General features: G+C 74.1%; 21 protein-coding genes and 2 CRISPR repeat arrays. Of the genes, 13 read left to right on the forward strand and 8 right to left on the reverse strand.

Annotated elements, in window-relative coordinates:
- Window positions 1-76 precede the first annotated feature (76 nt).
- A complete protein-coding gene (locus tag LG943_RS08445; protein WP_270071650.1) occupies window positions 77-1135 on the forward strand; it encodes a phosphotransferase family protein in 1059 nt (352 codons plus the stop codon).
- Window positions 1136-1198: 63 nt separating this feature from the next.
- Here LG943_RS08445 and LG943_RS08450 read toward each other — a convergent pair whose 3' ends face one another.
- Together LG943_RS08450 and LG943_RS08455 are read right to left on the reverse strand one after the other, a co-directional pair.
- Window positions 1199-2491 (reverse strand): alpha-amylase family protein, encoded by a 1293-nt coding sequence (locus LG943_RS08450; RefSeq protein WP_270071651.1) that lies wholly within the window; start codon window positions 2489-2491, stop codon window positions 1199-1201.
- Window positions 2492-2619: 128 nt separating this feature from the next.
- Window positions 2620-4284 carry a catalase gene (locus LG943_RS08455; RefSeq protein ID WP_270071652.1) on the reverse strand — a complete coding sequence of 555 codons (1665 nt, stop codon included), beginning with the start codon at window positions 4282-4284 and terminating at the stop codon, window positions 2620-2622.
- Window positions 4285-4491: 207 nt separating this feature from the next.
- Here LG943_RS08455 and LG943_RS08460 point away from each other — a divergent pair, with 207 nt between their 5' ends.
- Window positions 4492-6672 carry a heavy metal translocating P-type ATPase gene (locus LG943_RS08460; protein ID WP_408648565.1) on the forward strand — a complete coding sequence of 727 codons (2181 nt, stop codon included), beginning with the start codon at window positions 4492-4494 and terminating at the stop codon, window positions 6670-6672.
- A 23-nt stretch (window positions 6673-6695) separates the two neighbouring features.
- On the opposite strand, the gene LG943_RS08465 is transcribed toward LG943_RS08460, so the two are convergent.
- Window positions 6696-7031 carry a hypothetical protein gene (locus LG943_RS08465; RefSeq protein WP_270071653.1) on the reverse strand — a complete coding sequence of 112 codons (336 nt, stop codon included), beginning with the start codon at window positions 7029-7031 and terminating at the stop codon, window positions 6696-6698.
- Window positions 7032-7230: 199 nt separating this feature from the next.
- Window positions 7231-8202, reverse strand: a complete 972-nt coding sequence (locus LG943_RS08470) for a GlxA family transcriptional regulator (RefSeq protein WP_270071654.1) — start codon at window positions 8200-8202, stop codon at window positions 7231-7233.
- 96 nt (window positions 8203-8298) lie between these two features.
- Between LG943_RS08470 and LG943_RS08475 the strand changes: the two genes are divergently transcribed.
- Complete coding sequence (locus LG943_RS08475; protein WP_270071655.1) at window positions 8299-8958, forward strand: hypothetical protein; 660 nt, start codon at window positions 8299-8301, stop codon at window positions 8956-8958.
- 29 nt (window positions 8959-8987) lie between these two features.
- On the opposite strand, the gene LG943_RS08480 is transcribed toward LG943_RS08475, so the two are convergent.
- Complete coding sequence (locus tag LG943_RS08480) at window positions 8988-9902, reverse strand: helix-turn-helix domain-containing GNAT family N-acetyltransferase (protein ID WP_270071656.1); 915 nt, start codon at window positions 9900-9902, stop codon at window positions 8988-8990.
- Window positions 9903-9995: 93 nt separating this feature from the next.
- Between LG943_RS08480 and LG943_RS08485 the strand changes: the two genes are divergently transcribed.
- From LG943_RS08485 to LG943_RS08495, 3 genes are all read left to right on the forward strand, one after another.
- Window positions 9996-11339, forward strand: coding sequence for an FAD-dependent oxidoreductase (locus LG943_RS08485; RefSeq protein WP_270071657.1), 1344 nt, complete (start codon window positions 9996-9998; stop codon window positions 11337-11339).
- On the forward strand, window positions 11339-12559 hold the full coding sequence (locus tag LG943_RS08490) for an MFS transporter (RefSeq protein ID WP_270071658.1): 1221 nt from the start codon (window positions 11339-11341) through the stop codon (window positions 12557-12559). The genes LG943_RS08485 and LG943_RS08490 overlap by 1 nt, the downstream gene beginning before the upstream one ends.
- A 77-nt stretch (window positions 12560-12636) precedes the next feature.
- The gene (locus tag LG943_RS08495) at window positions 12637-13689 is read left to right on the forward strand and encodes a flavin-containing monooxygenase (RefSeq protein WP_270071659.1); all 1053 of its coding nucleotides are present in this window, start codon (window positions 12637-12639) and stop codon (window positions 13687-13689) included.
- A gap of 57 nt (window positions 13690-13746) precedes the next feature.
- Here LG943_RS08495 and LG943_RS08500 read toward each other — a convergent pair whose 3' ends face one another.
- Window positions 13747-14169, reverse strand: a complete 423-nt coding sequence (locus tag LG943_RS08500) for an arsenate reductase ArsC (protein ID WP_270071660.1) — start codon at window positions 14167-14169, stop codon at window positions 13747-13749.
- A gap of 75 nt (window positions 14170-14244) precedes the next feature.
- Here LG943_RS08500 and LG943_RS08505 point away from each other — a divergent pair, with 75 nt between their 5' ends.
- From LG943_RS08505 to LG943_RS08515, 3 genes are read left to right on the forward strand one after another with little or no spacing between them, the layout of a single operon-like run.
- A complete protein-coding gene (locus tag LG943_RS08505; protein WP_270071661.1) occupies window positions 14245-14550 on the forward strand; it encodes an ArsR/SmtB family transcription factor in 306 nt (101 codons plus the stop codon).
- Entirely contained in the window at window positions 14550-15659 is a 1110-nt protein-coding gene (gene arsB / locus LG943_RS08510; protein WP_270071662.1) for an ACR3 family arsenite efflux transporter, read from the forward strand. Before LG943_RS08505 ends, arsB begins: the two co-directional genes overlap by 1 nt.
- A gap of 27 nt (window positions 15660-15686) precedes the next feature.
- A complete protein-coding gene (locus LG943_RS08515) occupies window positions 15687-15941 on the forward strand; it encodes a hypothetical protein (RefSeq protein ID WP_270071663.1) in 255 nt (84 codons plus the stop codon).
- A gap of 142 nt (window positions 15942-16083) precedes the next feature.
- A CRISPR array of direct repeats spans window positions 16084-16539; the repeat unit is 29 nt; unit sequence GTGCTCCCCGCGCACGCGGGGATGGTCCC.
- Between the two features lie 62 nt (window positions 16540-16601).
- Here the strand turns inward: LG943_RS08515 and LG943_RS08520 are convergent.
- Together LG943_RS08520 and LG943_RS08525 are read right to left on the reverse strand one after the other, a co-directional pair.
- Entirely contained in the window at window positions 16602-17411 is an 810-nt protein-coding gene (locus tag LG943_RS08520; RefSeq protein WP_270071664.1) for a UTRA domain-containing protein, read from the reverse strand.
- 20 nt (window positions 17412-17431) lie between these two features.
- The gene (locus tag LG943_RS08525; protein ID WP_270071665.1) at window positions 17432-18181 is read right to left on the reverse strand and encodes a GntR family transcriptional regulator; all 750 of its coding nucleotides are present in this window, start codon (window positions 18179-18181) and stop codon (window positions 17432-17434) included.
- 157 nt (window positions 18182-18338) lie between these two features.
- Between LG943_RS08525 and LG943_RS08530 the strand changes: the two genes are divergently transcribed.
- From LG943_RS08530 to LG943_RS08545, 4 genes are all read left to right on the forward strand, one after another.
- On the forward strand, window positions 18339-18668 hold the full coding sequence (locus tag LG943_RS08530) for an ATP-binding protein (RefSeq protein ID WP_270071666.1): 330 nt from the start codon (window positions 18339-18341) through the stop codon (window positions 18666-18668).
- A 60-nt stretch (window positions 18669-18728) separates the two neighbouring features.
- Window positions 18729-19118, forward strand: a complete 390-nt coding sequence (locus LG943_RS08535; protein WP_270071667.1) for a PhlB family protein — start codon at window positions 18729-18731, stop codon at window positions 19116-19118.
- Between the two features lie 158 nt (window positions 19119-19276).
- On the forward strand, window positions 19277-19474 hold the full coding sequence (locus LG943_RS08540; RefSeq protein WP_270071668.1) for a hypothetical protein: 198 nt from the start codon (window positions 19277-19279) through the stop codon (window positions 19472-19474).
- An 86-nt stretch (window positions 19475-19560) separates the two neighbouring features.
- Window positions 19561-19957: direct repeats of the CRISPR family, unit length 29 nt; unit sequence GTGCCCCCCGCGCACGCGGGGATGGTCCC.
- A 628-nt stretch (window positions 19958-20585) separates the two neighbouring features.
- Window positions 20586-23291, forward strand: a complete 2706-nt coding sequence (locus tag LG943_RS08545) for a pectate lyase family protein (protein WP_408648567.1) — start codon at window positions 20586-20588, stop codon at window positions 23289-23291.
- Window positions 23292-23578 lie beyond the last annotated feature (287 nt).

The following is a 23578-nucleotide window of genomic DNA, read 5'->3' on the forward strand; positions in this document are numbered from 1 at the left end:
CGCGCGGGAACCGGGTCTTCGACGGCGCACCCGGAAACCGGTCCGGGCGCCGCGCACCCGGGGAGGGACCGACCGCGTGGACTCCGCCCTTGCCCGCCAGGGCCGACGCATCGCCTACCTGGCCCGAACCGCCCCCACCCTCGTCGGCCTGCCCGCCGCCCCGCCCGCCTCGGCGCGCGTCGAGGTCGCACCGCTGGGCTCCGGCGAGAGCTACACGGCCTGGCGGGTGGCGGTGCCTCCGCTCGGCGACGGCGACGGCGGCGGCGGCGCGGCGGCCGCGCCCGAGCCCGTCGTGGTGCGCATCCTGCGCCGCCCCCTCACCGAGCTGCCGCGCGCCATGGGCGAGGAGTTCGCCGCGCTCAAGGCGGCGCCGCCGGGGCTCGGCCCCCGCCCCCTGCGCCTCCAACTGGACGCCGACGTGCTCGGCGCGCCCTACATGGTGACCACCCTGGTGCCGGGCCGGGTGCTCGACCACCGCGAGTGGGACACCGCCCTGCTCACCGCGCACGCCCGCCGGCTGGCCGCCCTGCACGCCCGCTCCTACGACGCCTGCGGCGGGATCGTGGCGGCCGAGGGGGACCGCTCCGACCGCCTGCGGCTCACCGACCGCCTCCAGGGCAGCCTGCGGTGGTGGCGCGGCACCTGCCCCGAGGTGTTCGCCGACCCCGACGTCGCCCGCCTGCTGCCGCGCGTGGTCGCCCACGTCGAGCGGGCCGCGCCCGCGTTCGACCGGCTGCGCCGCTTCGCGCTCGTCCACGGCGACCTGGTGCCGGGCAACATCCTGGTCGAGGGCGGCACCCCCCGGTACGTCGACTGGGAGTGGGCCGAGTTCGGCGACCCCGCCCAGGACCTCGCCTACCTGGGCGGACCCGTGGCCGCACCGCCGTGGTACGTCCCGCTGGGCCAGGACCGGGTGGAGGCGCTGCTGCGCGCCTACGCCGAGGCCGCCGAAGCCGCCGGCCGTCCGCTCGACCTGCCCGACCTGCGCGTCCGCCGCGACGCCTGGGAGGTGTTCGAGCGGTTCACCACGTCGCTGTACCACCGCAGCCTGCGAGGCACCCCCGCCGACGCCGACGGCCGCCGCACCCGCGCCGCGCACGAGATCACCGCCGCCTTGGACGCCCGCCTGCGCTGACCCCCGCCTCCGCTTCCCGACCCGTCCGCGCGGCCGGCGGCCCGTGGCGGGCCGGCGCCCAGGTCACGGCCGGCCGGGCTCGGCGTCCAGCCGCCACAGCGTGTGGCCGGCGGGGTCGCGGATCTCCACGTTCCACCCGTCGGTGATGTCGGCCTCGACCTCCAGGTGGTCGCCGCCTTGGCGGGCGTGGGCGCGGAACACGTAGCGGGTGTTGTCCAGGGCGACGGTCTCGGTGGCGGCGGTGGTCAGCCAGGGGTGCCTGCGGCGCAGGCCGATCAGCTCCTGGTGGGCGCGGTACACCCCGCGCCCCCACGGCGCCAGTTCGCCGGGGGAGTCGGGGAACGCGGGCCGCACGGCGTCGTCGCCGCCCACGCGCTCCTCCTTGACCCCGGTGAACCCCTGCTCGTCGCCGTAGTACACGCAGGGCACCCCGCCGACGCACATCAGCAGGGCCAGCGCCGCCACCGCGCCGTCGGCCCCCAGCGTGTCGGCGACGCGGGTGACGTCGTGGTTGCCCACGAAGGTGGTCGGCGTGAAGGACTCCAGGAACCCGTTGTGGCGCTTGAGCGCCCAGTCCAGCTCGAAGAGGTTGCGCTCCCGCAGGCTGGACCACAGCGCCTTCCACAGTTCGTACTGGGTGACCGAGTCCAGGTGCGACTCGGCGACGAACGCGGCGTAGTCGCCGTGGATGACCTCGCCGAGGAACCACGCGCGGGGGTGGTCGCGGCGCACCCGGTCGCACACCTTTGCCCAGAACCCGGGCTCGACGGAGTAGGCGGCGTCCAGCCGCCAGCCGTCGGCGCCGCGCGCCAGCCAGTACCCCAGCACGTCGGCGGCGAAGTCGGCGGTGCGCGGCCGGGAGTGGTCCAGGCGGACCAGTTCGCCGTGCCCCTCGAACACGCGCGGGCGCGGCCCACCGGGGGCGTCCCAGTCGAGGTCGAACAGCTCGGCCTCGGGGGAGTCCGGCCCGGCGGCCAGGGCGCGCGCCAGCGCGGGGTGGCCGGCGCCGACGTGGCTGAAGACCCCGTCGAGGACGACGCGCAGGCCCCGGGCGCGGCAGGCCGCCACGAGGGCGTCGAAGTCGGCGAGCGTGCCCAGGCGGGGGTCGATCCGGTAGTGGTCCAGGGTGTCGTAGCCGTGGGTGGCGGAGTGGAAGACCGGGCCGAGCAGGAGCCCGGAGGCGCCGAGTTCCACGGCGTAGTCCAGCCAGTCCAGCAGGGCGCGCAGCCGGGGCGCGGGCGCCGGGTCGGCGGTGCGGATCGGGGCGCCGGCGAACCCCAGCGGGTAGACGTGCCACCAGATGGCGTGGTGGACCCAGGAGGTGTCCGGGGCGTCGGGGGAGCGGTGGGCGTCCATGGGGCCAGGGTAGTGACCGCCCGCGACCCGTCTCCGGGCGCCGGGGCGCCCGAACACCGGAGCCCCGGGCACGCGGCGGGCCGCCCCTCGCTCCGGCCGCCGGCGGGCGCCGGCCCCGGCCGCCCCCGCTAGTGGCGGGCGGCCTCGAAGCGCTCGTTGGGCACGCAGTGGGTCATCTGGATGCCGCTGACGTCGCGGGCGCCGTTCTTGCCGAGGTTGGCCAGGCGCTCGCGGTCCTCGTCGGTCAAGGTCTGGCTCTGGAGCGGCTCCAGGTGGGCCACGTCCTGCGGCGAGATGCCCAGGCCCTCCCCGACGCGCAGCCCCAGGTCGTCCTCGACCAGCAGGAAGTGCCACACCATCCGCTCCTGGATGGGCCGGTCGCACTGCGCGAGCTGGTTGACGAGGTTCTTCACCAGGTCGTCGCGCTCCCACTGCTCCATGAGGCAGTAGCGCTGGCCCGCCTGCTTGTAGTCGGCGGTGAGCGGGATGCGCTTGCGGGTCAGCCGGCCGTGGATGACCGGCCCCTGCTCGTCGTGCGTGGGGTACTGCGCCTCGCGCAGCCCGCCGGTGATGGACGGCTCGTAGTTGACGTGCGGGTTCTCCCCGCCGGAGTCCTGGCGGTGGGCCATGTAGCCGTCGCGCTGGTTGGTGTGCACCCGGGCGTTGCGGGCGTTGTTCACCGGCAGTTGCAGGTAGTTGGGCCCCACCCGGTAGCGCTGGGTGTCGCTGTAGGAGAACGTCCGCCCGACGAGCATCTTGTCGTCGGAGAAGTCCAGGCCGTCGACCAGCACACCGGTGCCGAACGCGATCTGCTCGTTCTCGGTGAAGTTGTCGGAGACGTTGCGGTTGAGCACCATGCGGCCGACCGGCTTGGGCGGGAAGTCCTGCTCCGGCCAGGTCTTGGTGTCGTCCAGCGGGTCGAAGTCCAGCTCGGGGTGGTCCCCGTCGCTCATCATCTGGACCAGTAGCTCCCACTCGGGGTAGTCGCCCCGGTCGATGGCCTCGTGCAGGTCCTTGGTGGCGTGGCCCAGTTCGTGGGCCTGCACGGCGGCGGCGTCCTCCTCGGTCATGCTGCGCACGCCCTGGCGGGGCATCCAGGTGTACTTGACCAGCACGGTCTCGCCCTCGGCGTTCACCCACTTGTAGGTGTTCACGCCGAACCCCTGCATGTGCCGGTAGTCCGAGGGGATGCCGCGCGGGCTGAACAGGTTGACGAGCATGTGCATGCACTCAGGCGTCTGCGACATGAAGTCGAAGATCCGGTTGGGCTCCTGGCGGAAGGTCACCGGGTCGGGCTTGAGCGCGTGGATGACGTCGGGGAACTTCACGGCGTCGCGGATGAAGAACACCGCGAGATTGTTGCCGACGAGGTCCCAGTTCCCCTCGTCGGTGTAGAACTTCACCGCGAAGCCCCGAGGGTCGCGGGCGCACTCGGAGGAGTCGCGGCCGCCGATCACCGTGGAGAACCGCAGGGCGACGTCGGTGCGCCGGCCCTCCTCCTGGAACAGCTTGGCGCGGGTGTAGCGGGAGATCGGCTCGTCGCCCCACTTGCCGTAGGACTCGAAGAAGCCGAACGCGGTCGCGCCGCGCGCGTGCACCACCCGCTCGGGGATGCGCTCCCGGTCGAAGTGGCTGATCTTCTCCAGGAAGTGGTAGTTCTCCAGGGTCGCCGGGCCCCGGGCGCCCACGGTGCGCTGGTTCTGGTTGTCGTAGATCGGGTGGCCCTGGCGGTCGGTCAGGTACCGCCGGTCGTCACCGCTGTCGCTGGAGCCCTGGCTGGCTACGTCGGTCATGGCGCGAGATCCCTCGGTCGGTCGTGTGCGTTCTTCGGGTTCTCTGGGCCGCTAACCCGTGATCACGCCCGTAACCACGTGCGCGTTTCCGGTGGCCGCGCGCTCCGGCGCGGCGGCGGACGCCCGGTTGACGCGGCGGGTAGATTTGACAGCGATATACCCCCTGGGGGTATATATACGGGCAGACGAACCGCAGAGGAGGACGCCGTGAACCCCCACGCCGACCATTCGGGGCACCGTCCGCCGGGCGCCGCCGGACCGCACGCGCGGCACGGCCGCGACCACGGCGGCACCGGCCCCGCCGACCACACCGCCGACCCCGCCGCCACGCCCGGCACCGGACGGCCCGGCCACGGCGAGCACGCCGGGCACCCGGGCCAGGCCGACCACGGGCACCACGGACACCACGGCGGCCACGCCGGCCACGGCGACCACGCCGCGCAGTTCCGCTCCCGCTTCTGGTGGAACCTCGCCCTGGCCGTGCCGGTGGTCCTGACCAGCCACATGATCGCGGACTGGTTCGGCTACACCGTGCCCGCCGCGCTGACGTGGGTGCCGCCGGTGCTGGGCGCGGTCGTGTTCGGCTACGGCGGCTGGCCCTTCCTCAGCGGCGCCGTGGGCGAGCTGCGCGAGCGCCGCCCGGGCATGATGACCCTGGTCGCGCTGGCCATCACCGTCGCCTTCGCCGCCAGCCTGATGAGCACGCTGGGCCTGGCGTCCATGGCGCTGGACTTCTGGTGGGAGCTGGTGCTGCTGGTGGCGATCATGCTGCTGGGCCACTGGCTGGAGATGCGCGCACTGGGCCAGGCGTCGGGCGCGCTGGAGGCGCTGGCCGACCTGCTGCCCGACACCGCAGAGCGCGTCGGCGCCGACGGCGCGGTCGAGCAGGTGCCCGCCGCCGAGCTGCGCGTGGGCGACACCGTGCTGGTGCGCTCGGGCGGCCGGGTGCCCGCCGACGCCTCGGTGGTGGCCGGGCGCGCCGCCATGGACGAGTCCATGATCACCGGGGAGTCGCGCCCGGTGGCCCGCGCCGAGGGCGACCGGGTGACCGCCGGGACGGTGGCCACCGACTCCGCGATCCGGGTGCGGGTGGAGGCCGTGGGCGAGGACACCACGCTGGCCGGCATCCGGCGGCTGGTGGGCGAGGCGCAGGCGTCGCGGTCGCGCGCCCAGGCGCTGGCCGACCGCGCGGCGGCCCTGCTGTTCTGGTTCGCCCTGGCCGCGGCGGCGGTGACCTTCGCCGTGTGGGCGCTGAGCGGCGACCTCACGGTCGCCGTGGAGCGCACCGTCACCGTCCTGGTGATCGCCTGCCCCCACGCCCTGGGCCTGGCCATCCCGCTGGTCATCGCGATCTCCACGGGCAAGGCCGCCCGGTCGGGGATCCTGGTCAAGGACCGGCTGGCCCTGGAGCGCATGCGGGTGGTGGACACCGTCCTGTTCGACAAGACCGGCACGCTGACCAAGGGCGCCCCGGCCTTGACCGGCGTCGCGGCGGCCGAGGGGCACGACTCCGACCGCGTGCTGGCGCTGGCCGGCGCGGCGGAGGCCGACTCCGAGCACCCGCTGGCCCGCGCGGTGGTGCGGGCGGCGCGCGAGCGCGGCCCGGTGCCCGCCGCCTCGGCGTTCGGCTCGCTCACCGGGCGCGGCGTGCGCGCCGAGGTCGCCGGATCGGTGGTGCACGTGGGCGGGCCGGGCCTGCTGGCCGAGCTGGGGGCCGCCGAGCCCGAGTCCCTGGCCGGGCGCACCGCCGCGTGGCGCGCCGAGGGCGCCACGGTGCTCTACGCGGTGGCCGACGGCGCGGTGGTGGGCGCCCTGGGCATGGCCGACGAGGTCCGCCCCGAGTCCGCCGGCGCGGTGCGGGCGCTGCACGACCGGGGCGTGCGCGTGGCCATGGTCACCGGCGACGCCCGCAGCGTGGCCGACGCGGTCGCCGCGCGCCTGGGCATCGACGAGGTGTTTGCCGAGGTGCTGCCCGACCAGAAGGACCGGGTGGTGCGCGGCCTCCAGGAGCGGGGCCGGCGGGTGGCCATGGTGGGCGACGGCGTCAACGACGCGCCCGCGCTGGCGCGCGCCGACGTGGGTGTGGCCATCGGCGCCGGCACCGACGTCGCCGTGGAGTCGGCCGGGGTGGTGCTGGCCTCCGACGACCCGCGCGCGGTGGTCGCGGTGCGCACCCTGTCGGCGGCGGGCTACCGCAAGATGTGGCAGAACCTGGTGTGGGCCGCCGGGTACAACGTCGCCTCGGTGCCCCTGGCCGCGGGCGTGCTGGCGCCGGTGGGGTTCGTCCTGCCGCCGGCGGTGGGCGCGGTCGTGATGAGCCTGTCCACGATCGTGGTGGCGCTCAACGCCCAACTGCTGCGCCGGGTCGACCTCGCGCCGCCGGCCTGAGGGGCGGGGCGCCGGCGGCGCGGTCAGCGACGCATGGTCCAGCGGATGACGAGCGGGATGACGGTGGCCGCCGCGCCCAGGATGAGCAGCACGAACATGGGGGTGCGCATGCTGTTGTGCATCTCGATGCAGGCGTCGCGCACCGGGTTGCCGAACAGCCAGTCGCCGACCGAGGGCTCGGCGTCGTAGGCGGGGCTGAACACCGAACCGCAGGAGGTGTCGGCGACCGACACGGGCAGCAGGCCCAGGCCGAGTCCGGCGACGAGCCCCACCACGCCCAGGACCGCGACGACGACGAACGCGTCGGGGCCGCCGCGCGCGGGAGCGGGGGAGGGGTGGGCGGGGGGCGGGCTGGTCAACGCGGTCTCCCGATGTCCGGGGAACTGGGGGCGCGGGGAGTCTACCCGGCGCCGCCCCGCCGGAACCGGGACCGCGCCCACCAGGGCCGGTGTCGGCCGCCGCGCGCGCGGGCGGGGCGGCTGGGGCGGTCGGGGCGGGACGCCCGCGCCGGGGCCAGGTCCGGCGCGCACCGTCCGGGCGCGCCGCGCGCGGGCCGCGTCAGGACGCCGCGCGGCTGCCGGTCGCGCGGTGGCGCGAGGGCGTGGTCCCGTACCGCTCCACGAACGCGTGGCGCAGCGCCTCGGCCGAGCCGAACCCGCAGCGGGCCGCCACCCGCCCGATCGGCAGCGCGGTGGTGGCCAGCAGGTGCGCGGCGGCCTCGGCGCGGGCCCGGCGCACGTAGCGGCCGGGCGGCTGCCCGAGGTGGCTGAGGAACAGCCGGGTGAGGTGGCGCGCGCTCACGCCCGCCACGGCGGCCAGCGCCTCCGTGCCGAGGTCGCCGGCGATGTCGGCGGCGACGTGCTCGGTGACGCGGCGCACCACGTCGGGGCCGGCGGGGGCGGGCGCGGTGAACATGCTGATCTGCGCCTGGTTGCCCGGCCGCTGGAGGTAGGTCACCAGCGCGCGGGCCACCTGCCGCCCGAGCTGGGGGCCGTGGTCCTCCTCGATGAAGGCGATCATCAGGTCCAGGGCGCTGGTGACCCCGGCGGAGGTGGCCACGTTGCCGTCGCGGATGTAGATGGGGTCGGCGTCGACGGCGACGCCGGGGTGGTCGGCGGCCAGTTCGGGGGCGAAGCGCCAGTGGGTGGTGGCGCGGCGGCCGTCGAGCAGGCCGGCCGCGGCCAGGACGCTGGCGCCGGTGCAGACCGAGGCCACCCGGCGGCTCTCGCGCGCCAGGCGGCGGACGTGGCCGGTCAGCACGGGGTCGGCGGCGGCGCGGCGGTGCCCCCAGCCGCCGGAGACGATCAGGGTGTCCAGCGGGCCGACGACCGACCCCAGCGGCAGGTGCGCGTTCAGGACCAGGCCCGGCGGGCACACGACGGGCCGGCCGCCGGGGCTGGCGAGGGAGATCCGGTAGGGCGTGGCGGTGCGGCTGATGCGGTTGGCCGTCTCCAGGCTGGTGGTGATGCACGCGATGTCCAGGAGTTCGGCGTCGTCGTAGCCGACCACCACGACGGGGCGCGCTCTCATGTCCCGAGCATAGGCGGAGCGGACCGGTTTGCCACGTTTTCGGACAGGGTTCGCCGGGCGCTCGTGCCGGCCGGGTGCGGCCGCCATAGTCGAGGCATGAACGATACCCACCCCCCGTATCCCGCACCCGACGGCGGCGGGCAGCCGCCCGCCGCCGGACCGGCCCCCTCCCCGTCCGGTCGGCCCGCCGTGCCCTCCGCGCCCGCCCCGCGCGGCCGGGCGCGCCGCCTGGCGGCGGCGGTCGGCGGCCGCTGGCCCACCTACCTGGGCGTGGCGATCGCGGTCGTCTCCACCGAGGAGGATCCCTCCAACGCGGCCATGATCGCCTTCCTGGCCGCGCTGACCTACCTGGCCACCGCCGTGGCCGGCCGGCCCCTCGCCGTCTGGCCGATCCTGGTGGCGCTGCTGCTCCTGGCGCGCGGCGCCGAGTTCCTTGGGGTGGACCACCTGTGGGTCACCGGCCCGCTGGCCGTGGCCGTGGCGGTCGCGGGCCTGATCAACGGCCGGCTGCTGGAGCCCGGCCTGTACCGGTGGCAGTTGCCGCAGATGGCGGCCGTGGCGGCGGTGGTGCTGGCCGCCGAGTACGCCGGCCTGTCCTTCGCCGGCTACCTGGTGGCGGCGGTGCTGCTGGGCCACGCGGCCTGGGACGTGGTGCACTGGCGCGCCGACCGGGTGGTCCACCGCCCGCTGGCGGAGTTCTGCGCCGTGCTGGACTTCCTGCTGGCCGTGGGGCTGGTCGTGCTGCTGGCGGTGTGAGGCGCGCGGACGCCCGGTGGGCGCGGGGGTCAGCGCCCCTCGGCGGCCGGGACCCGCGCGGGCGCGGGCACCGCGCAGTCGGAGGGCTCCCCGTCGGCGCGGGCGTCGTCGCGGCGGCGCTCCAGCATCACGGTGTCGCGCCAGACGCCGTGGTGGCGCCCGATGCGCTCGCGCACGCCCAGGGTGCGGAACCCGGCGCTGTGGTGCAGGGCGAGGCTGGCCTTGTTCTCCGGGAAGATCGCGGTCTGGAGGGTCCACAGGCCGCCGGCGTCGGCGGCGGTGACCTGGCGGTGCAGCAGGACCTTGCCCACGCCCCGGCCGCGCGCGGCGGCCGCGACGTAGACGGAGGTCTCGGCCACGCCCGCGTAGACGGCGCGGGTGGAGACCGGGGTGGCGGCGGCCCAGCCCGCGATCTCGCCGTCGACCTCGGCGACCCAGCGGTGGCCGGGCAGCCACTTGGCGTCGAGGGCGTCGGCCGAGGGGGTCTCGGTCTCGAAGGTGGCGTTGCCGGTGGCGATGCCCTCGGCGTAGATCGCCAGCACGGCGGGGAAGTCGGCGGCCGCCATGGCCCGCACCGCGACGTCGGCGGGCAGGTCGGTCGGGCAGCACGGCCGGGCGGCGAGCAGGCCCATCACGGCGTCGGCGGCGTGCGGCAGGCCGGTGCAGCAGGCGGGGTTGATCATGACGCGGGTGGAGGTGCCCTGCTTGGTCAGGGTGACGAACCCGGCGTCGGCGAGCCGGCGCAGGTGGTGGGAGACCGTGGGCTGGCGCAGTCCGAGGGCGTCGGCGAGTTCGCCCACCGTGACCGCGCCGGGGGCGGCGGCGATGGTGTGCAGCAGCCGCACGCGGGCGGGTTCGGCCAGGCAGGCGAACCAGGCGGCGTAGGTCTCGGCGTCGGCGGCGGGCAGGGTCGGCAGCGGGTCGGTGCGGGTCGGTGCGCTCATGACCCCATTATCGATCACAATCTATGGTTGCGTCCATTGATTCCGGTCGATAGAGTGCCAGTCAATCGACGGACATCGATGAAAGGGTGCGTCATGGTCGAGGAACACCCGGTCGTGGTGATCGGCGCGGGCCCGGTGGGGCTGGCCGCGGCGGCGGAACTGGCGGAGCGCGGCCTGCCCGCGCTCGTGCTGGAGAAGGGCGCCGCGGCGGGGGCGGCCGTGCGGGAGTGGGGCCACGTGCGGCTGTTCTCCTCCTGGCGCGACCTGGTCGCCCCGGCGGCCGAGCGGCTGCTCGCCCCGACCGGATGGACCCGGCCCGACGCCGGCGCCTACCCCACCGGCGCGGAGTGGGCCGCGGCCTACCTGGAGCCGCTGGCCGCCGCGCTGGGCGAGCGGGTGCGCTTCGGCGCCGAGGTGGCCGGCGTCAGCCGGCGCGGCCGCGACCGGGTCGTGGACGCCGGGCGCGCCGACGCACCCTTCACGGTGCGGGTGCGCACCGCCGGCGGCGAGGAGCGGCTGGCCGCGCGCGCCGTGGTCGACGCCTCGGGCACGTGGGGCTCACCCAACCCGCTGGGCGCCGACGGCCTGCCCGCCCTCGGCGAGGCCGAGGCCGCCGACCGCCTCACCTACCGCGTCCCCGACCTGGCCGAGGAGCAGGTGCGCCAACGCCACGCCGGGCGGCGCACCGCCGTGGTCGGCAGCGGGCACTCCGCGCTGACCGCCCTGGTCGCGCTGGCCGGACTCGCCGCCGAGGCGCCCGGCACCCGCGTGGTGTGGGTGCTGCGCCGGGGCGCGGTCGGCGACGCCTTCGGCGGCGGAGCCGCCGACCAACTCGCCGCGCGCGGCGCCCTGGGGCGGCGCGCCCAGGAGGCGGTGGACGCCGGGCACGTCGAGGTGGTCACCGGGTTCCGCACCGCCGGGGTCCGCCGCGAGGGCGGCGGCGTGGTGCTCACCGACGAGGACGGCCGCGCCCTGGCGCCCGTCGACCGGGTCGTCGCCCTGACCGGGTTCCGGCCCGACCTGGCGCCGCTGGCGGAGATCCGGCTCGGCCTGGACCCCGCCCTTGAGGCGCCGGCGGCCCTGGCGCCGCTGATCGACCCCAACACGCACTCCTGCGGCACCGTCTACCCCCACGGCGCCGCCGAACTGGCCCACCCCGAGCCCGGGTTCTACCTGGCCGGCATGAAGTCCTACGGCCGCGCCCCCACGTTCCTCGCCCTGACCGGGTTCGAGCAGGTGCGCAGCATCGCCGCCGCGCTCGCGGGCGACCACGAGGCGGCCGCGCGGGTGGAGCTGGTCCTGCCCGAGACCGGCGTGTGCAAGGGGCCGGGGCTCGACGACGCCGACGCCCAAGCCGGAGACGACGGCGGCTGCTGCGGTGCGCCCGAACCGGTCGCGGTGGCGCCGGTCCGCGCGGTCCTGCCCGTCCTGCGGTAGTGGCGGGCGGCACCGACCCCCAGGCCGGTCCCGCTCCGGGGTCGCGCCGCGCGCTGGTGGCGCTGTGCGTCACGGTGACCACCAGCTACGGCGTGCTCCTGTACGCCTTCCCGGTGCTGGCCCCCGCCATCAGCGCCGACACCGGCTGGTCGCCGGCCACGGTCACCGCCGCCTACTCCGCCGCCCAGGTCGTCTCGGCGCTGGCGCAGGCCGGGGTCGGGCGGTGGCTGGAGCGGGCGGGGCCGCGCGCGGTCATGACCGCCGCCGCCGCGCTGGCCGTGCCGGCGGTCGCGGGGATCGCCCTGGCGCCCGGCCTGCCCGCGTTCTTCCTGGCGTGGCTGGCGGCGGGCGCGGCCACCTCGGGCCTGTTCTACCCGCCGGCGTTCGCCGCGCTGACCGCCTGGTTCGGCTCGGGGCGGGTGCGGGCGCTGACGGCGCTGACCCTGGCCGCCGGGCTCTCCAGCACGGTGTTCGCCCCGCTCACCGCCGCCCTGGAGGCAGCGCTGGGCTGGCGCGGCGCCTACGGGGTGCTGGCTTTGGTGCTGCTGTGCGTGGTGCTGCCGCTGCACGCGCTGGCGCTCACCCCGCCCTGGCGGGGCGGGGCCGGCGGAGCGGCGGGGGCCGGGCGCGCGGTCGCGCTGCGCAGGGTCGTGGCCGACCGGGCGTTCCTGGCGCTGACCGCCGCGCTGACCCTGGGCGCGTTCGGGGTCTACGCGGTGGTGGTCAACATCGTGCCGCTGCTCCAGGAGCGCGGGTTCGGCACCACCGTGGCGGCGTGGGCACTGGGGATCGGCGGCATCGGCCAGGTGCTGGGCCGCCTGGCCTACGCGCCGCTGGAGCGGCGCGCCGGGGTCGTCGGGCGGGCGGTCGCGGTGCTGGCGGCGTGCGCCGCGACGACCGCGCTGCTGGCGGCGGTGCCGGGGCCGCTCGCGCTCGTGCTGGCGGTGTCGCTGCTGGCGGGGGTGGCGCGCGGCATCTTCACCCTGCTCCAGGCCACGGCCGTGGCCGACCGGTGGGGCACCGCCCGCTACGCCGCGCTCAACGGGATCCTGCACAGCCCGCTGATGCTGGCCATCGCCCTGGCCCCCTGGGCGGGCGCCGCCCTGGCCGGGGCGCTGGGCGGCTACCCCGCGATGTTCGCGGTGCTGGCCGCGATCGGCGCGGCCGGGGCGCTGCTCGCCCCGCTGACCCGCCCGGCCGACCCGGAGCGTCCGGCCTGAGCCGGCGCGGCGCCGGCTGCACCCGGGCGCGCTTGCCGCGCCGCAAACCCCACCACTCACCCTCACAAGGAGTCGCCATGCCCGACCACCCCCTGATCGTCATCGGCGCCGGCCAGTCCGGGCTCGCCACCGCCCACGCCGCCGCGCGGCTAGGCGTGCGCGCCCTGGTGCTGGAGGCCGCCGCCGAGGTCGGCGGCTCCTGGCCGCACTACTACGACAGCCTGGAGCTGTTCTCACCGGCGCGGTTCTCCGCGCTGCCCGGCCGGCCGCTGCCGGGCGACGGCGACCGCTACCCGCTGCGCGACGAGATCACGGCCTACCTGCGCGGCTACGCCGCCGACCTGGCCGCCGACATCCGCCGCGGCAGCCGGGTGGAGCGCGTGGCGGCCGGTCCGGACGGGCTCGCGGTCACCACGGCCGACGGCAGGGTGCGCACCGCCGCCGCCGTCGTGGCCGCCACCGGCGGGTTCTCCCGGCCCCACCGGCCCGCCCTGCCCGGTCTGGACGGCTTCACCGGCACCGTGCTGCACGCCGCCGACTACCGGCGGCCCGCGCCCTTCGCCGGGCAGCGGGTGGTGGTGGTCGGCGGCGGCAACTCCGGCGTGCAGATCGCCGCCGAACTCGCGGCCGTGGCCCGGGTCAGCCTGGCCACCCGCGCGCCGGTGGCGTGGGCCGGCCGGTACCTGCTGGGGCGCGACCTGCACTGGTGGTTCGTGCGCAGCGGCCTGGACGCCGTGCCGCTGCGCCGCGTGTGGGAGCGCGGGCCGACCCTGGTCAACGACGACGGCCGCTACCGGGCCGCGTTCGCCACGGGCAACCCCGACCGGCGGGAGATGTTCGCGCGGCTGGCCGGCGGCAAGGTGGAGTGGGCCGACGGCGCCGTGGAGGAGATCGACACCCTCCTGCTGGCCACCGGCTACCGGCCCGCCCTGGACTACCTGGCGGGCACCGGCGCGCTCGACGCCCAGGGGCGCCCGCTGCACCGGGGCGGGGTGTCGGCCACCGTGCCCGGCCTGGGGTATGTGGGGCTGGAGTTCCAGCGCGGGTTCGGGTCGGCCACGCTGCGCGGGGTGGGCCGCGACGCCCGCCACGTGCTGCGTCGGCTGCGCGTGGGCGCGGGGCGGAGGTGAATGCCGGGGCCGGACACCCGGGGTGCGGGGCCGGCCCCGGCGCCCTCCCTCCCTGGACTACCGGCCGGCGCCGGCCGTGAGTTCGGCGATGAGGCCCTCGACGCGCGCGCGGATCTCGTCGCGGATGGGGCGCACGGCGGCCACGCCCCGGCCGGCGGGGTCGGGCAGCTCCCAGTCGAGGTAGCGCTTGCCGGGGAAGACCGGGCAGGCGTCGCCGCAGCCCATGGTCACGCAGACGTCGGAGGACTCCACGGCCTCGGGGGTCAGCCGCTTGGGTGTCTGGGCGGAGATGTCGATGCCGACCTCGGCCATGGCCTCGACCACGGCGGGGTTGACCTCGTCGGCGGGCGCCGACCCGGCCGAGCGCACCTCGACGCGGTCCCCGGCCAGGTGCGCCAGCCAGGCGGCGGCCATCTGGGAGCGGCCGGCGTTGTGGACGCACACGAACAGGACGGAGGGGACGGGCGGTGCGGCGGTCATGGGCGGTGCCTTTCGGACGCTTCCGGACGGCGGGCCGATCGGCATCAGTTCCCGCTGATGTGACAGTATCAGTCCATGCTGATGTCAGTCGACACTGATGTGATCCGCGCGCTGGGCGACCCCCTGCGGCTGCGGATCGTCTCCCTGCTGGCGCGCGAGACCCTGTGCACCACCCACCTCATGGCCGAGACCGGGGCGCGCCAGACCAACCTGTCCAACCACCTGCGCGTGCTGCGCGAGGCCGGCCTGGTCGAGACCGAGCCGTGCGGCCGGTTCACCTACTACCGGCTGCGGCCCGAGGCGCTGGAGGCGCTCGCCGGCGGCTTCGCCGACCTCGCCGCCGCCGCGCGCGCCGGCGACCGGCCGCGGCGGGCCTGCTGATGGCCCGCGCGCAGGAGGCCGCGACCACGGGGGGCGCCGAGGGAGCCGAGGGCGCCGTCGCGGCGCGGCTCTCGCGGCTGGACCGCTACCTGCCGGTGTGGATCGGCCTGGCCATGGCGGCGGGCCTGCTGCTGGGCCGGTGGGTGCCGGGGCTGTCGGCGGCGCTGGAGGCGGTGGAGGTCGGCGGGATCTCCGTGCCTATCGCGCTGGGGCTGCTGCTGATGATGTACCCGGTGCTGGCCAAGGTCCGCTACGACCGCCTGGGCGCCGTCACCCGCGACACCCGCCTGCTGGCCGCCTCCCTGGTGCTCAACTGGGTGGTGGGGCCGGCGCTGATGTTCGCGCTGGCCTGGGTCTTCCTGCCCGACCTGCCGGAGTTCCGCACCGGGCTGATCATCGTCGGGCTGGCCCGCTGCATCGCGATGGTGGTCATCTGGAACGACCTCGCCTGCGGCGACCGCGAGGCCGCCGCCGTGCTGGTGGCCCTCAACTCCCTGTTCCAGGTAGTGGCCTTCGGCGCGCTGGGCTGGTTCTACCTCGACCTGCTGCCGGGGTGGCTGGGGCTGGACACCAGCGGCATCGACGTCTCGCCGTGGGAGATCGCGGCCATGGTGGCGGTGTTCCTCGGCGTTCCGCTGGCCGCCGGGTACCTCACCCGCGCCCTGGGCGAGCGCACGCGCGGCCGCGCCTGGTACGAGCAGCGGTTCCTGCCGCGCGTGGGACCGCTGGCGCTGTACGGGCTGCTGTTCACCATCGTGCTGCTGTTCGCCCTCCAGGGCGAGGCCATCACCTCCCAGCCCCTGGACGTCGCGCGCATCGCGCTGCCGCTGCTGGCCTACTTCGTGCTGATGTGGGGGGTGTCGGTGCTGCTGGGGCGCGGGATCGGGCTGGGCTACCAGCGCTCGGCCACGCTGGCGTTCACGGCGGCCGGCAACAACTTCGAGCTGGCCATCGCGGTGGCGATCGGCGTGTTCGGCGCGGCGTCGGGCCAGGCCCTGGCGGGCGTGGTCGGTCCCCTCATCGAGGTCCCGGTCCTGATCGGCCTGGTCTACGTCTCGCTGTGGACCCGCCGCTTCTTCCCGCCGGAGCCGGCCCCGACGGGCCCCTAGGAGCGCGCGTGCGCCGGGGCTGGCAGCATGAGGGCACAGCGGGAGACTTCCGACCATCAGGAGGAGAACGTGGCCAACTACTCGCCTGAGTACCCGGTGCTCGCGGCCCAGGACGCCCTCGACCAGGGCCTGCCAGTCCACGTAGCGGCCCTGCACGAGTCCTTCCGCCACCTGTGGGGCCAGGTGATAGCCGACATCGAGTCCCGAGGCTGGCGCCTGGAACACTGGACAGTCTCCGCCGGAACCGAAACCTTCGCCTACCCCGTCTTCCGCCGCCCCTAGGCGGAGACCAGGAAAACGCGTAACACGAGACCGCCCACGAGGGCGAGACCAGCGAACGCCGCCACTCCTGTCCGTTATGTCCGTCTCTGAAGAAGTGGCCAAAAAGGCTGGCGCCAGCCCATAAACGCCCAGTTCAATAAGCGTGCTCCCCGCGCACGCGGGGATGGTCCCTGGCGGACGGCGGCTCCGAGGTCGTGATCCTCGTGCTCCCCGCGCACGCGGGGATGGTCCCTCGGTGGGCACGGGTGCTCCCGGCGGGAGTTCGTGCTCCCCGCGCACGCGGGGATGGTCCCCGCGACAGCGTGCGGCGGGGCGAGGACACCAAGTGCTCCCCGCGCACGCGGGGATGGTCCCTGGAACACCCGGTACGCGGCCGTGTCGTCGGGGTGCTCCCCGCGCACGCGGGGATGGTCCCGAACCGCCCCTGCCGGATCGCTTCTGGTGGGCGTGCTCCCCGCGCACGCGGGGATGGTCCCGACACCGCGCGAGCCATCGCCGCCGGCCGCCCGTGCTCCTCGCGCACGCGGGGATGGTCCTGGGGGTCTTTCGAGAACGGAATGGGGGTCTCTGTGCTCCCCGCGCACGCGGGGATGGTCCCCCGAGCACCCGGTTCGCGGCCCCCGCGCACCAGCCATCCGCCCGGGAGGCGCCGCCCGGGAATCAGAACTGGTCCGCCCCCGCCACCTGCCCGATGGGGAAGGTGTGGCGCGAGGCCGCGCAGACGGTCTCCAGCGCGTGCACCGGCACGTTCTCGGTGCTCACACTGACGCGCAGGATCTGCACGACCCACTCACCTGCGACGTCGAGCAGGTCGGCCTCGTAGGGGGTCGGCGGCCGGGCGGTCAGCGTCTCCGTGGCATGGGCGAAAGCGTGGCCCAACTCCTCGATCGCGGCCTGGAGGGTAGGCAGCACGAACCCCTCCCCGGCGAGGCGCGTGCCCTCGGCCACGTCCACACGGAAAAAGCTCGTCGCGATCCGCACCGGTACGTCGTCGGCCCAGAACATCTTCCGCCGGGCCACGACGGCCTCACCCGGTTCCACGCGCAGCGCGGCGGCGACGTGTTCGCTCGCGGGTTCGCGCCCGACGAACAGCATCTCCCGCCGGGGCGTGAGGCCCTGCCGGTCCGCCTCGGTGAGGTAGAGCGACTTCGACCCGCGCACCGCCGGAGGGGTGGGCAGCGCGCGTTCCACGAGCACCCGAGGACGCGGCCCCACCGGCCCCGCCGGGGCACGGTGCTCGCCCGCCCCGGCCTTCTTCATCTGCGAGACCCGCCCCGGCGTCACCCCCAGCCGACGGGCGATCTCGTCCTGCCGCATGCCGGAGTCCTGCGCCTCAACGATGGCCCCGCGCCGGATCCGGGACAGCTCCACACTCTGCCCTTGCAGACTCCCCATGGCCGCCGAAGCAGCCCGCGCCCGCTCCACCGGATCCGGTATCGCGGCGATGCCATGCAGTGTCCGTGCGTCCATTGCCTCCCCGCCCGTCCGTACTAACCCTGCTCGACCGGGATCGTGTACGCCAGTTCGTACCGGTCCGTCGGCACGACGATGTCGGCCGTCTCCACCGGCCGCTCCTCGGTGAAGTAGGTCCGCTGGATCACCATCACCACGGTGCCGCGACCGAGGCCGAGCCGGTCGGACTCCTCGGCGGTGGAGGGGCGCGCGGTCACGATCTCGGTGGCGTGGGCGATGTGCTGACCGATCTCCCGCATCCGCTCGACCACGCCCCGGCCTGCGTGCGGGCCGTCCTCGGGCAGCACCACGGCGGTGCCGCGCGTGATCTCCAGTGGCTCGTAGGAGGTGCTGAGCATGACGGGCTCCTCGTCGCCGGTGAACACGTAGCGGGTCCGCATCACCTCGGCGCCGGGGGCGACCGCCAGGCGCTCGGCGATCCCCTCGGGAGCGGCGATGGTCTCCGATGCCGACTCCCACCCGCCGCGCACCGCCTGGGCGTGCATGTCCGCCCGGAAGGGCGAGCCGCCGCGGCTCTCCCGGTACCAGTTCCGCGTCAGCCGCCGCAGCGGCGGACGCGGCCGGACGTAGCTGCCCGATCCCGCGCGGGCGACGACGTAGCCCTCGGCGACCAGGGCGGCCACCGCGTCGGCCGCCACCCGGAGCCCCACATCGAACTCGGTGGCGAGTGCCTGCCGCGACGGCAACCGGTCACCCGGTTCGTACTCGCCCGAGACGATGCGCCGTCGCAGCTCGTCGGCGATGCGCTGATAGGTCGGGCGGGCCACGGGCGCACTCCCATTCTCACGATGCGATTCGCACGAACAGCTTGACAACCGGCACGTGCCGAATCAAGCTGCACGTACAGGTTAAGAGTCTGTACGTGCTAATCCTGTCGTAAGGCGGGCTATGGACGAATCCCTAACTCTCCCCGCAACCCCGGCGATGGTGACAGTGGCGCGCCACGGCGTTGCCGCGCTGCTGGCCGGATTCGACCACTCCGACGACGCCGAACTGATCACCACGGAACTCGTGGCCTCGGCCGTGCGCGCGAGCGCGGGTGACATCACCGTCCACGTGATCGGCACCGAGGACATGACCCGGATCGAGGTGACCGACCAGCGTGGAAGCCATCCGCGCTTGGTCGACGCCGTGACGGAGGCAAGCCGCGAGGCCCCGGACGGCCTCGGCCTGGTGTCCGCGATCGCGGCGTCCATGGGGTCCGTCCGCCGCCGCTCAGGCGACTGCACGACGTGGGCCGAACTGCGGCCCTGACGTTTCCGCCCTCCCACCGCCGGTGCCTTCGACCCCGGCCCGACCCCTCAGGGGGACCATATGCATCTGCTGTCCCGTGGCAAGCACGCCGCCCCCGCCGTGTGGCGCCGCCTGCGCCGCGCGGCCCGGGTCCGGCCCTACCTGCCCGATTCCGCCGCGCGGGCCGCCGAACCGACCGCTCCCGCCGCCGTGGCGACCGCGCCGATCGAATGGTGCTTCCCGTGTCCTGCCTGCGGCGCTCCCGTCCCGCCGACCCGCATCGGCTGCCCGAACTGCGGTCCGCCCGACACTGAGCCGATCGCCCAAACCGAGCCTGCCGCAATGGTCGGGTGCGGGCGGGCTGACATGACAGACCTCGCCGAGGCGGTGCGCCTCCTCCTGGCGCTGGGACCGGACCTTGCCCACTCCGCGCCCGCGCGCGAAACGGCCGGGGCGGGGGTGGCACGGTGATGGCCGATGACCGCCGCCCAGACGCCGCCGGGGGCGGCCATCCCGCATCCAGCTTCGACCCAGGCCACGGCCGGCACCTCGCCGCCGAAGCGCTTCGCCGTTCCTACACTCCGCGACTTCTCGGTCCCGCCGCCTACGCGGCATTCACGGAGTTGACCATGCAGCACACAGACTGGCTGATCAGCTACGACGGCGACAACTCCGGCCGTGTCCGCTACCAGGCCGCCCACCTCGCCCGCTCGATCATCCTGGCCGTACCCAGCGTGAGCCTCCTCGGCCGCCTGATCGCGACGGCCGATGACGCCGCCGCCGAGGGCATCGCGGGCACCAGCGAGGAACGGGGGCGAGACGAATGAACGCCGCCACCTTGTCCAATTTGTCCATTTTCGAAGAAGTGGCCAAAAAGGCTAGCGCCAGCCCATAAACGCCCTGTTCAATAAGTGTGCCCCCCGCGCACGCGGGGATGGTCCCACGTCGGCATCGCGCCAGGAGCGCACCGTGTCGTGCCCCCCGCGCACGCGGGGATGGTCCCTCCGCGCCGAAGAAGTCCACCGTGCCGCCGGTGTGCCCCCCGCGCACGCGGGGATGGTCCCCGCCGCGAGCACCCGCCCCCGGTTGTCGCTTTGTGCCCCCCGCGGACGCGGGGATGGTCCCGCCCCCTCCACCAGCCCCGACCACACCAACTCGTGCCCCCCGCGCACGCGGGGATGGTCCCCCCAACCTCTCCCCGTTGTGGACGTTGAGGTTGGTGCTCCCCGCGCACGCGGGGATGGTCCCAACGTGGCCCGCATGGGCGCCGACGCGCTGGCGTGCTCCCCGCGCACGCGGGGATGGTTCCTACCTCGGCACGGTCTGGGAGACCAAGTGGAAGTGCTCCCGCGTACGCGGGGATGGTCCCAGAGCCAGCTCCGCGCCCGCGTCGATCCGCCGGTGCTCCCCGCGCACGCGGGGATGGTCCCGTCGGCGGGATCGTCGGATCGATTTTCGAGGGGTGCTCCCCGCGCACGCGGGGATGGTCCCACCCCCATACCACCCCCCTCCATGATCGCGATGTGCTCCCCGCGCATGCGGGGCTCCCGGCCTTGCGGCTGAGCCCGGTAGCGGGGCCAGTGTCGGTCGGCGCCTTGAACCTGTCGGTGGACTGCTCGGCTTCACTTCTCTCCACAACGATTTTCACCCATTGATAAACGCCGGTAATCAATTACCGGTCGCGGTCGATCAACCGGGCAGGTGCCCGCATCCGGTGGCGCCGCAGGCGTACGTTTGGCACGGGCGATTGGCACGCCTACACGAGCCGCGCAGGGGGGTGACCTGGAGTTCAGGTGCGAAGGCGGCACGCCACGGCGACGTGAACACAGAATGTGCCTTCGTTCGCTATTGACTTGGAAAGCGCTTTCTTTATCCTCAGGGAAAGCGCTTCCCAAGGCTTCGGCCTACTACGAAGGGCGGAAAGTGAAACGATCAATGATGAGTCGACTCGCGTCGGCGCTGGTCACGGTGGCCGTGGTGGCGGCGGGTCTGGCCCTGCCGATATCTCCGGCATCGGCGCAGACCGGTGAGGCCACGGGTTACGCGGCCCAGAACGGCGGGACCACCGGCGGCGCGGGCGGGCAGACGGTCCGGGCCACGACCGGAACCCAGATCCACGAGGCCCTGTGCGAGCGGCCCAGCACCAGTACTCCGGTCATCATCGAGGTGGAAGGGACCATCAACCACGGCAACACCTCCAAGGTGTCGGGCGATGGTTGCGAAACGGCCGACGACGTGATCGAGCTCAAGAAGATCAGCAACGTCACGATCGTCGGCGTCGGCGGTGGAGCCGTGTTCGACCAGTTGGGCATCCACATCCGGGAGTCCAGCAACATCATCATCCAGAACGTCACCGTCCGGAACGTCAAGAAGTCCGGCTCGCCCACCTCCAACGGCGGCGACGCCATCGGGATGGAGAGCGGCGTCCGCAACGTCTGGGTCGACCACGTCACCTTGGAGGCGGCCGGCGGGGAGTCGGAGGGCTACGACGGCCTCTTCGACATGAAGAACAACACCCAGTACGTCACCCTCTCCTACAGCATTCTTCGCAACTCCGGTCGCGGTGGCCTGGTCGGGTCCAGCGAGAGCGACCGTTCCAACGGCTTCGTCACCTTCCACCACAACCTGTACGAGAACATCGACTCCCGCACCCCCCTGCTGCGTGGGGGTATCGGGCACATGTACAACAACCACTACGTGGGCATTCAGACGTCCGGCATCAACTCGCGGGCCGGGGCGAGCGCGAAGGTGGAGAACAACTACTTCAAAGACTCCAAGGACGTCCTGGGCACCTTCTACACCGATGAGAGGGGCTCCTGGGAGGTAAGCGGCAACATCTTCGACAACGTGACGTGGTCGAGCGAGGGCGACGAGAACTATCCCGCCGGACCTGACCCGCAGTCCAACACCACGGTGAACATTCCGTACTCCTACGAGCTCGACGACGCCGGCTGCGTGCCGGAGGTGGTGGCCCAGACCGCGGGCGCGGGGCAGGGCAACCGGGTCTCGGACGGCAACTGCGAAGCGGAGGACCCGAGCGACCCGGATCCGAATGAGCCGGATCCGAACGACCCCGATCCGAATGAGCCGGATCCGAATGACCCTGACCCGACCGATCCTCCCGACGGGACCAACCTCAGCCTCGGGGCCGGCGCCGACGGCTCCAGCAAGGCCAGCGGGACCAGCTACGGAAACGTCATCGACGGCGACATGAGCACCTACTGGTCACCGAGCGGCTCGACCGGTCGCATTTCGGTCAAGTGGGGCTCCGACGCAACCGTGTCCACGATCAACATCCGCGAGGCAAGCGGATCTGAAGGCAACATCGGCTCTTGGCGGGTCGTCGACCACGCCACGGGCGCTGTCCTGGCCACCGGCAGCGGCGCGGGTGTCATCACCTTCGACGCGACGTCCCTGCGGAAGATCAATTTCGAGATCACCAGTTCGAGCGGCACACCGCGCGTCGCCGAGTTCGAGACCTACGCCGACTCGCCTCCGGACGGCGGAGGCGACACGCCACCGGACAACGGAGGCGACACGCCACCGGACAACGGAGGCGACACCCCACCTCCTTCCGGCGACGAGCTCTTCGTCGCTCCGGGCGGTAGCGACGGCGCATCCGGCACCGAGTCCGATCCGACGACGCTCACCTCGGCGATCGACCGGATCGAGCCCGGCGGATCGATCTACATGCGCGGCGGTAGCTACGACTTCTCCGAGACGGTTCACATCGAGCCGGGGAACGACGGCCTGTCGGGCGACCGCAACGAGCTGTTCGCCTACCCCGGTGAGACTCCCGTGCTGAACTTCTCGGCCCAGAGCGAAGACTCCTCCAACCGGGGAATCGCCATCGGCGGCGACTGGTGGCACATCAACGGCATCATCGTCGAGCGGGCCGGGGACAACGGGATCCTGCTGGGCGGGAGCGACAACATCATCGAGCGGGTCACCACCCGGCACAACCGCGACACCGGGCTGCAACTGTCGCGGTACACCGCCGGTGCTCCCAGGGCGGAGTGGCCCTCGAACAACCTGATCGTCAGCTCGGTGTCGCATGACAACGTCGACTCCGACGGTGAGGACGCCGACGGCTTCGCCCCGAAGCTCACCGTCGGGGAGGGCAACGTCTTCCGCTACACCGTGGCCCACAACAACATCGACGACGGCTACGACCTCTTCACCAAGGACGACACGGGCGCCATCGGTGCGGTGACCATCGAGGACTCCCTCGCCTTCGAGAACGGGACCCTCAGCGACGGCTCCCAGGCCGGAAGCGGCGACCGCAACGGCTACAAGCTCGGCGGCGAGGACATCGGGGTCGACCACGTCATCCGGGGCAACATCGCCTACGACAACGGCAAGCACGGGTTCACCTACAACAGGAACACCGGCTCGATGACGATTTCGGCCAACGTCAGCATCGACAATGAGGAGCGCAACTTCAACTTCGACGGCGGCTCCTCGGTGTTCCGGGACAACACCTCGTGCGACAGCGGATCGAACGACAGGATCATCGGCGACGCTGACAGCTCGAACCAGTTCTGGTCCGGCTCCAACGGCTCCCGATGCTCTTCCTACACCGGTGCCCTGGACTGGTCCTTCGACGCGGACGGCCGCCTCGTCGTGACCTTCGGCGGCAACTAGGGCTACTGGTAACCGATCAACCGATCCGCGGGCGCTGACGCGGCCGGCTGGATGACGGTCGGCCCGGCCGAACGAACCGGTCGGGCCGGCCGTTCCAGGTGAGTGCCGGGCACGAAGGCCCCGGACGGACGCAGGCACGTCCGGCCGGGGCCGCTGTCGTGTTCGGGAAGGAATCCGAGGTGCGCGCAGGACGTGGCGCGGCATGGCGAGACGTGCCGCACCAGGCGATGACGGTCGGATTGACTGTCGGAAACGGGGCCGGGCGACACCTAGACGGGCGTCGCCGC

Origin of the sequence: Streptomonospora mangrovi (assembly GCF_027604915.1) — a bacterium.
Taxonomy (GTDB): domain Bacteria; phylum Actinomycetota; class Actinomycetes; order Streptosporangiales; family Streptosporangiaceae; genus Streptomonospora; species Streptomonospora mangrovi.

Bases quoted from the DNA above. Each gene is read 5' to 3' on its own strand.
- LG943_RS08450 (WP_270071651.1), bottom strand. From the start codon at position 2,491: ATGGACGCCCACCGCTCCCCCGACGCCCCGGACACCTCCTGGGTCCAC.
- LG943_RS08455 (WP_270071652.1), bottom strand. From the start codon at position 4,284: ATGACCGACGTAGCCAGCCAGGGCTCCAGCGACAGCGGTGACGACCGG.
- LG943_RS08470 (WP_270071654.1), bottom strand. From the start codon at position 8,202: ATGAGAGCGCGCCCCGTCGTGGTGGTCGGCTACGACGACGCCGAACTC.
- LG943_RS08475 (WP_270071655.1), top strand. From the start codon at position 8,299: ATGAACGATACCCACCCCCCGTATCCCGCACCCGACGGCGGCGGGCAG.
- LG943_RS08480 (WP_270071656.1), bottom strand. From the start codon at position 9,902: ATGAGCGCACCGACCCGCACCGACCCGCTGCCGACCCTGCCCGCCGCC.
- LG943_RS08485 (WP_270071657.1), top strand. From the start codon at position 9,996: ATGGTCGAGGAACACCCGGTCGTGGTGATCGGCGCGGGCCCGGTGGGG.
- LG943_RS08495 (WP_270071659.1), top strand. From the start codon at position 12,637: ATGCCCGACCACCCCCTGATCGTCATCGGCGCCGGCCAGTCCGGGCTC.
- LG943_RS08500 (WP_270071660.1), bottom strand. From the start codon at position 14,169: ATGACCGCCGCACCGCCCGTCCCCTCCGTCCTGTTCGTGTGCGTCCAC.
- LG943_RS08505 (WP_270071661.1), top strand. From the start codon at position 14,245: ATGCTGATGTCAGTCGACACTGATGTGATCCGCGCGCTGGGCGACCCC.
- arsB (WP_270071662.1), top strand. From the start codon at position 14,550: ATGGCCCGCGCGCAGGAGGCCGCGACCACGGGGGGCGCCGAGGGAGCC.
- LG943_RS08515 (WP_270071663.1), top strand. From the start codon at position 15,687: ATGAGGGCACAGCGGGAGACTTCCGACCATCAGGAGGAGAACGTGGCC.
- LG943_RS08520 (WP_270071664.1), bottom strand. From the start codon at position 17,411: ATGGACGCACGGACACTGCATGGCATCGCCGCGATACCGGATCCGGTG.
- LG943_RS08530 (WP_270071666.1), top strand. From the start codon at position 18,339: ATGGTGACAGTGGCGCGCCACGGCGTTGCCGCGCTGCTGGCCGGATTC.
- LG943_RS08535 (WP_270071667.1), top strand. From the start codon at position 18,729: ATGCATCTGCTGTCCCGTGGCAAGCACGCCGCCCCCGCCGTGTGGCGC.
- LG943_RS08540 (WP_270071668.1), top strand. From the start codon at position 19,277: ATGCAGCACACAGACTGGCTGATCAGCTACGACGGCGACAACTCCGGC.
- LG943_RS08545 (WP_408648567.1), top strand. From the start codon at position 20,586: ATGAGTCGACTCGCGTCGGCGCTGGTCACGGTGGCCGTGGTGGCGGCG.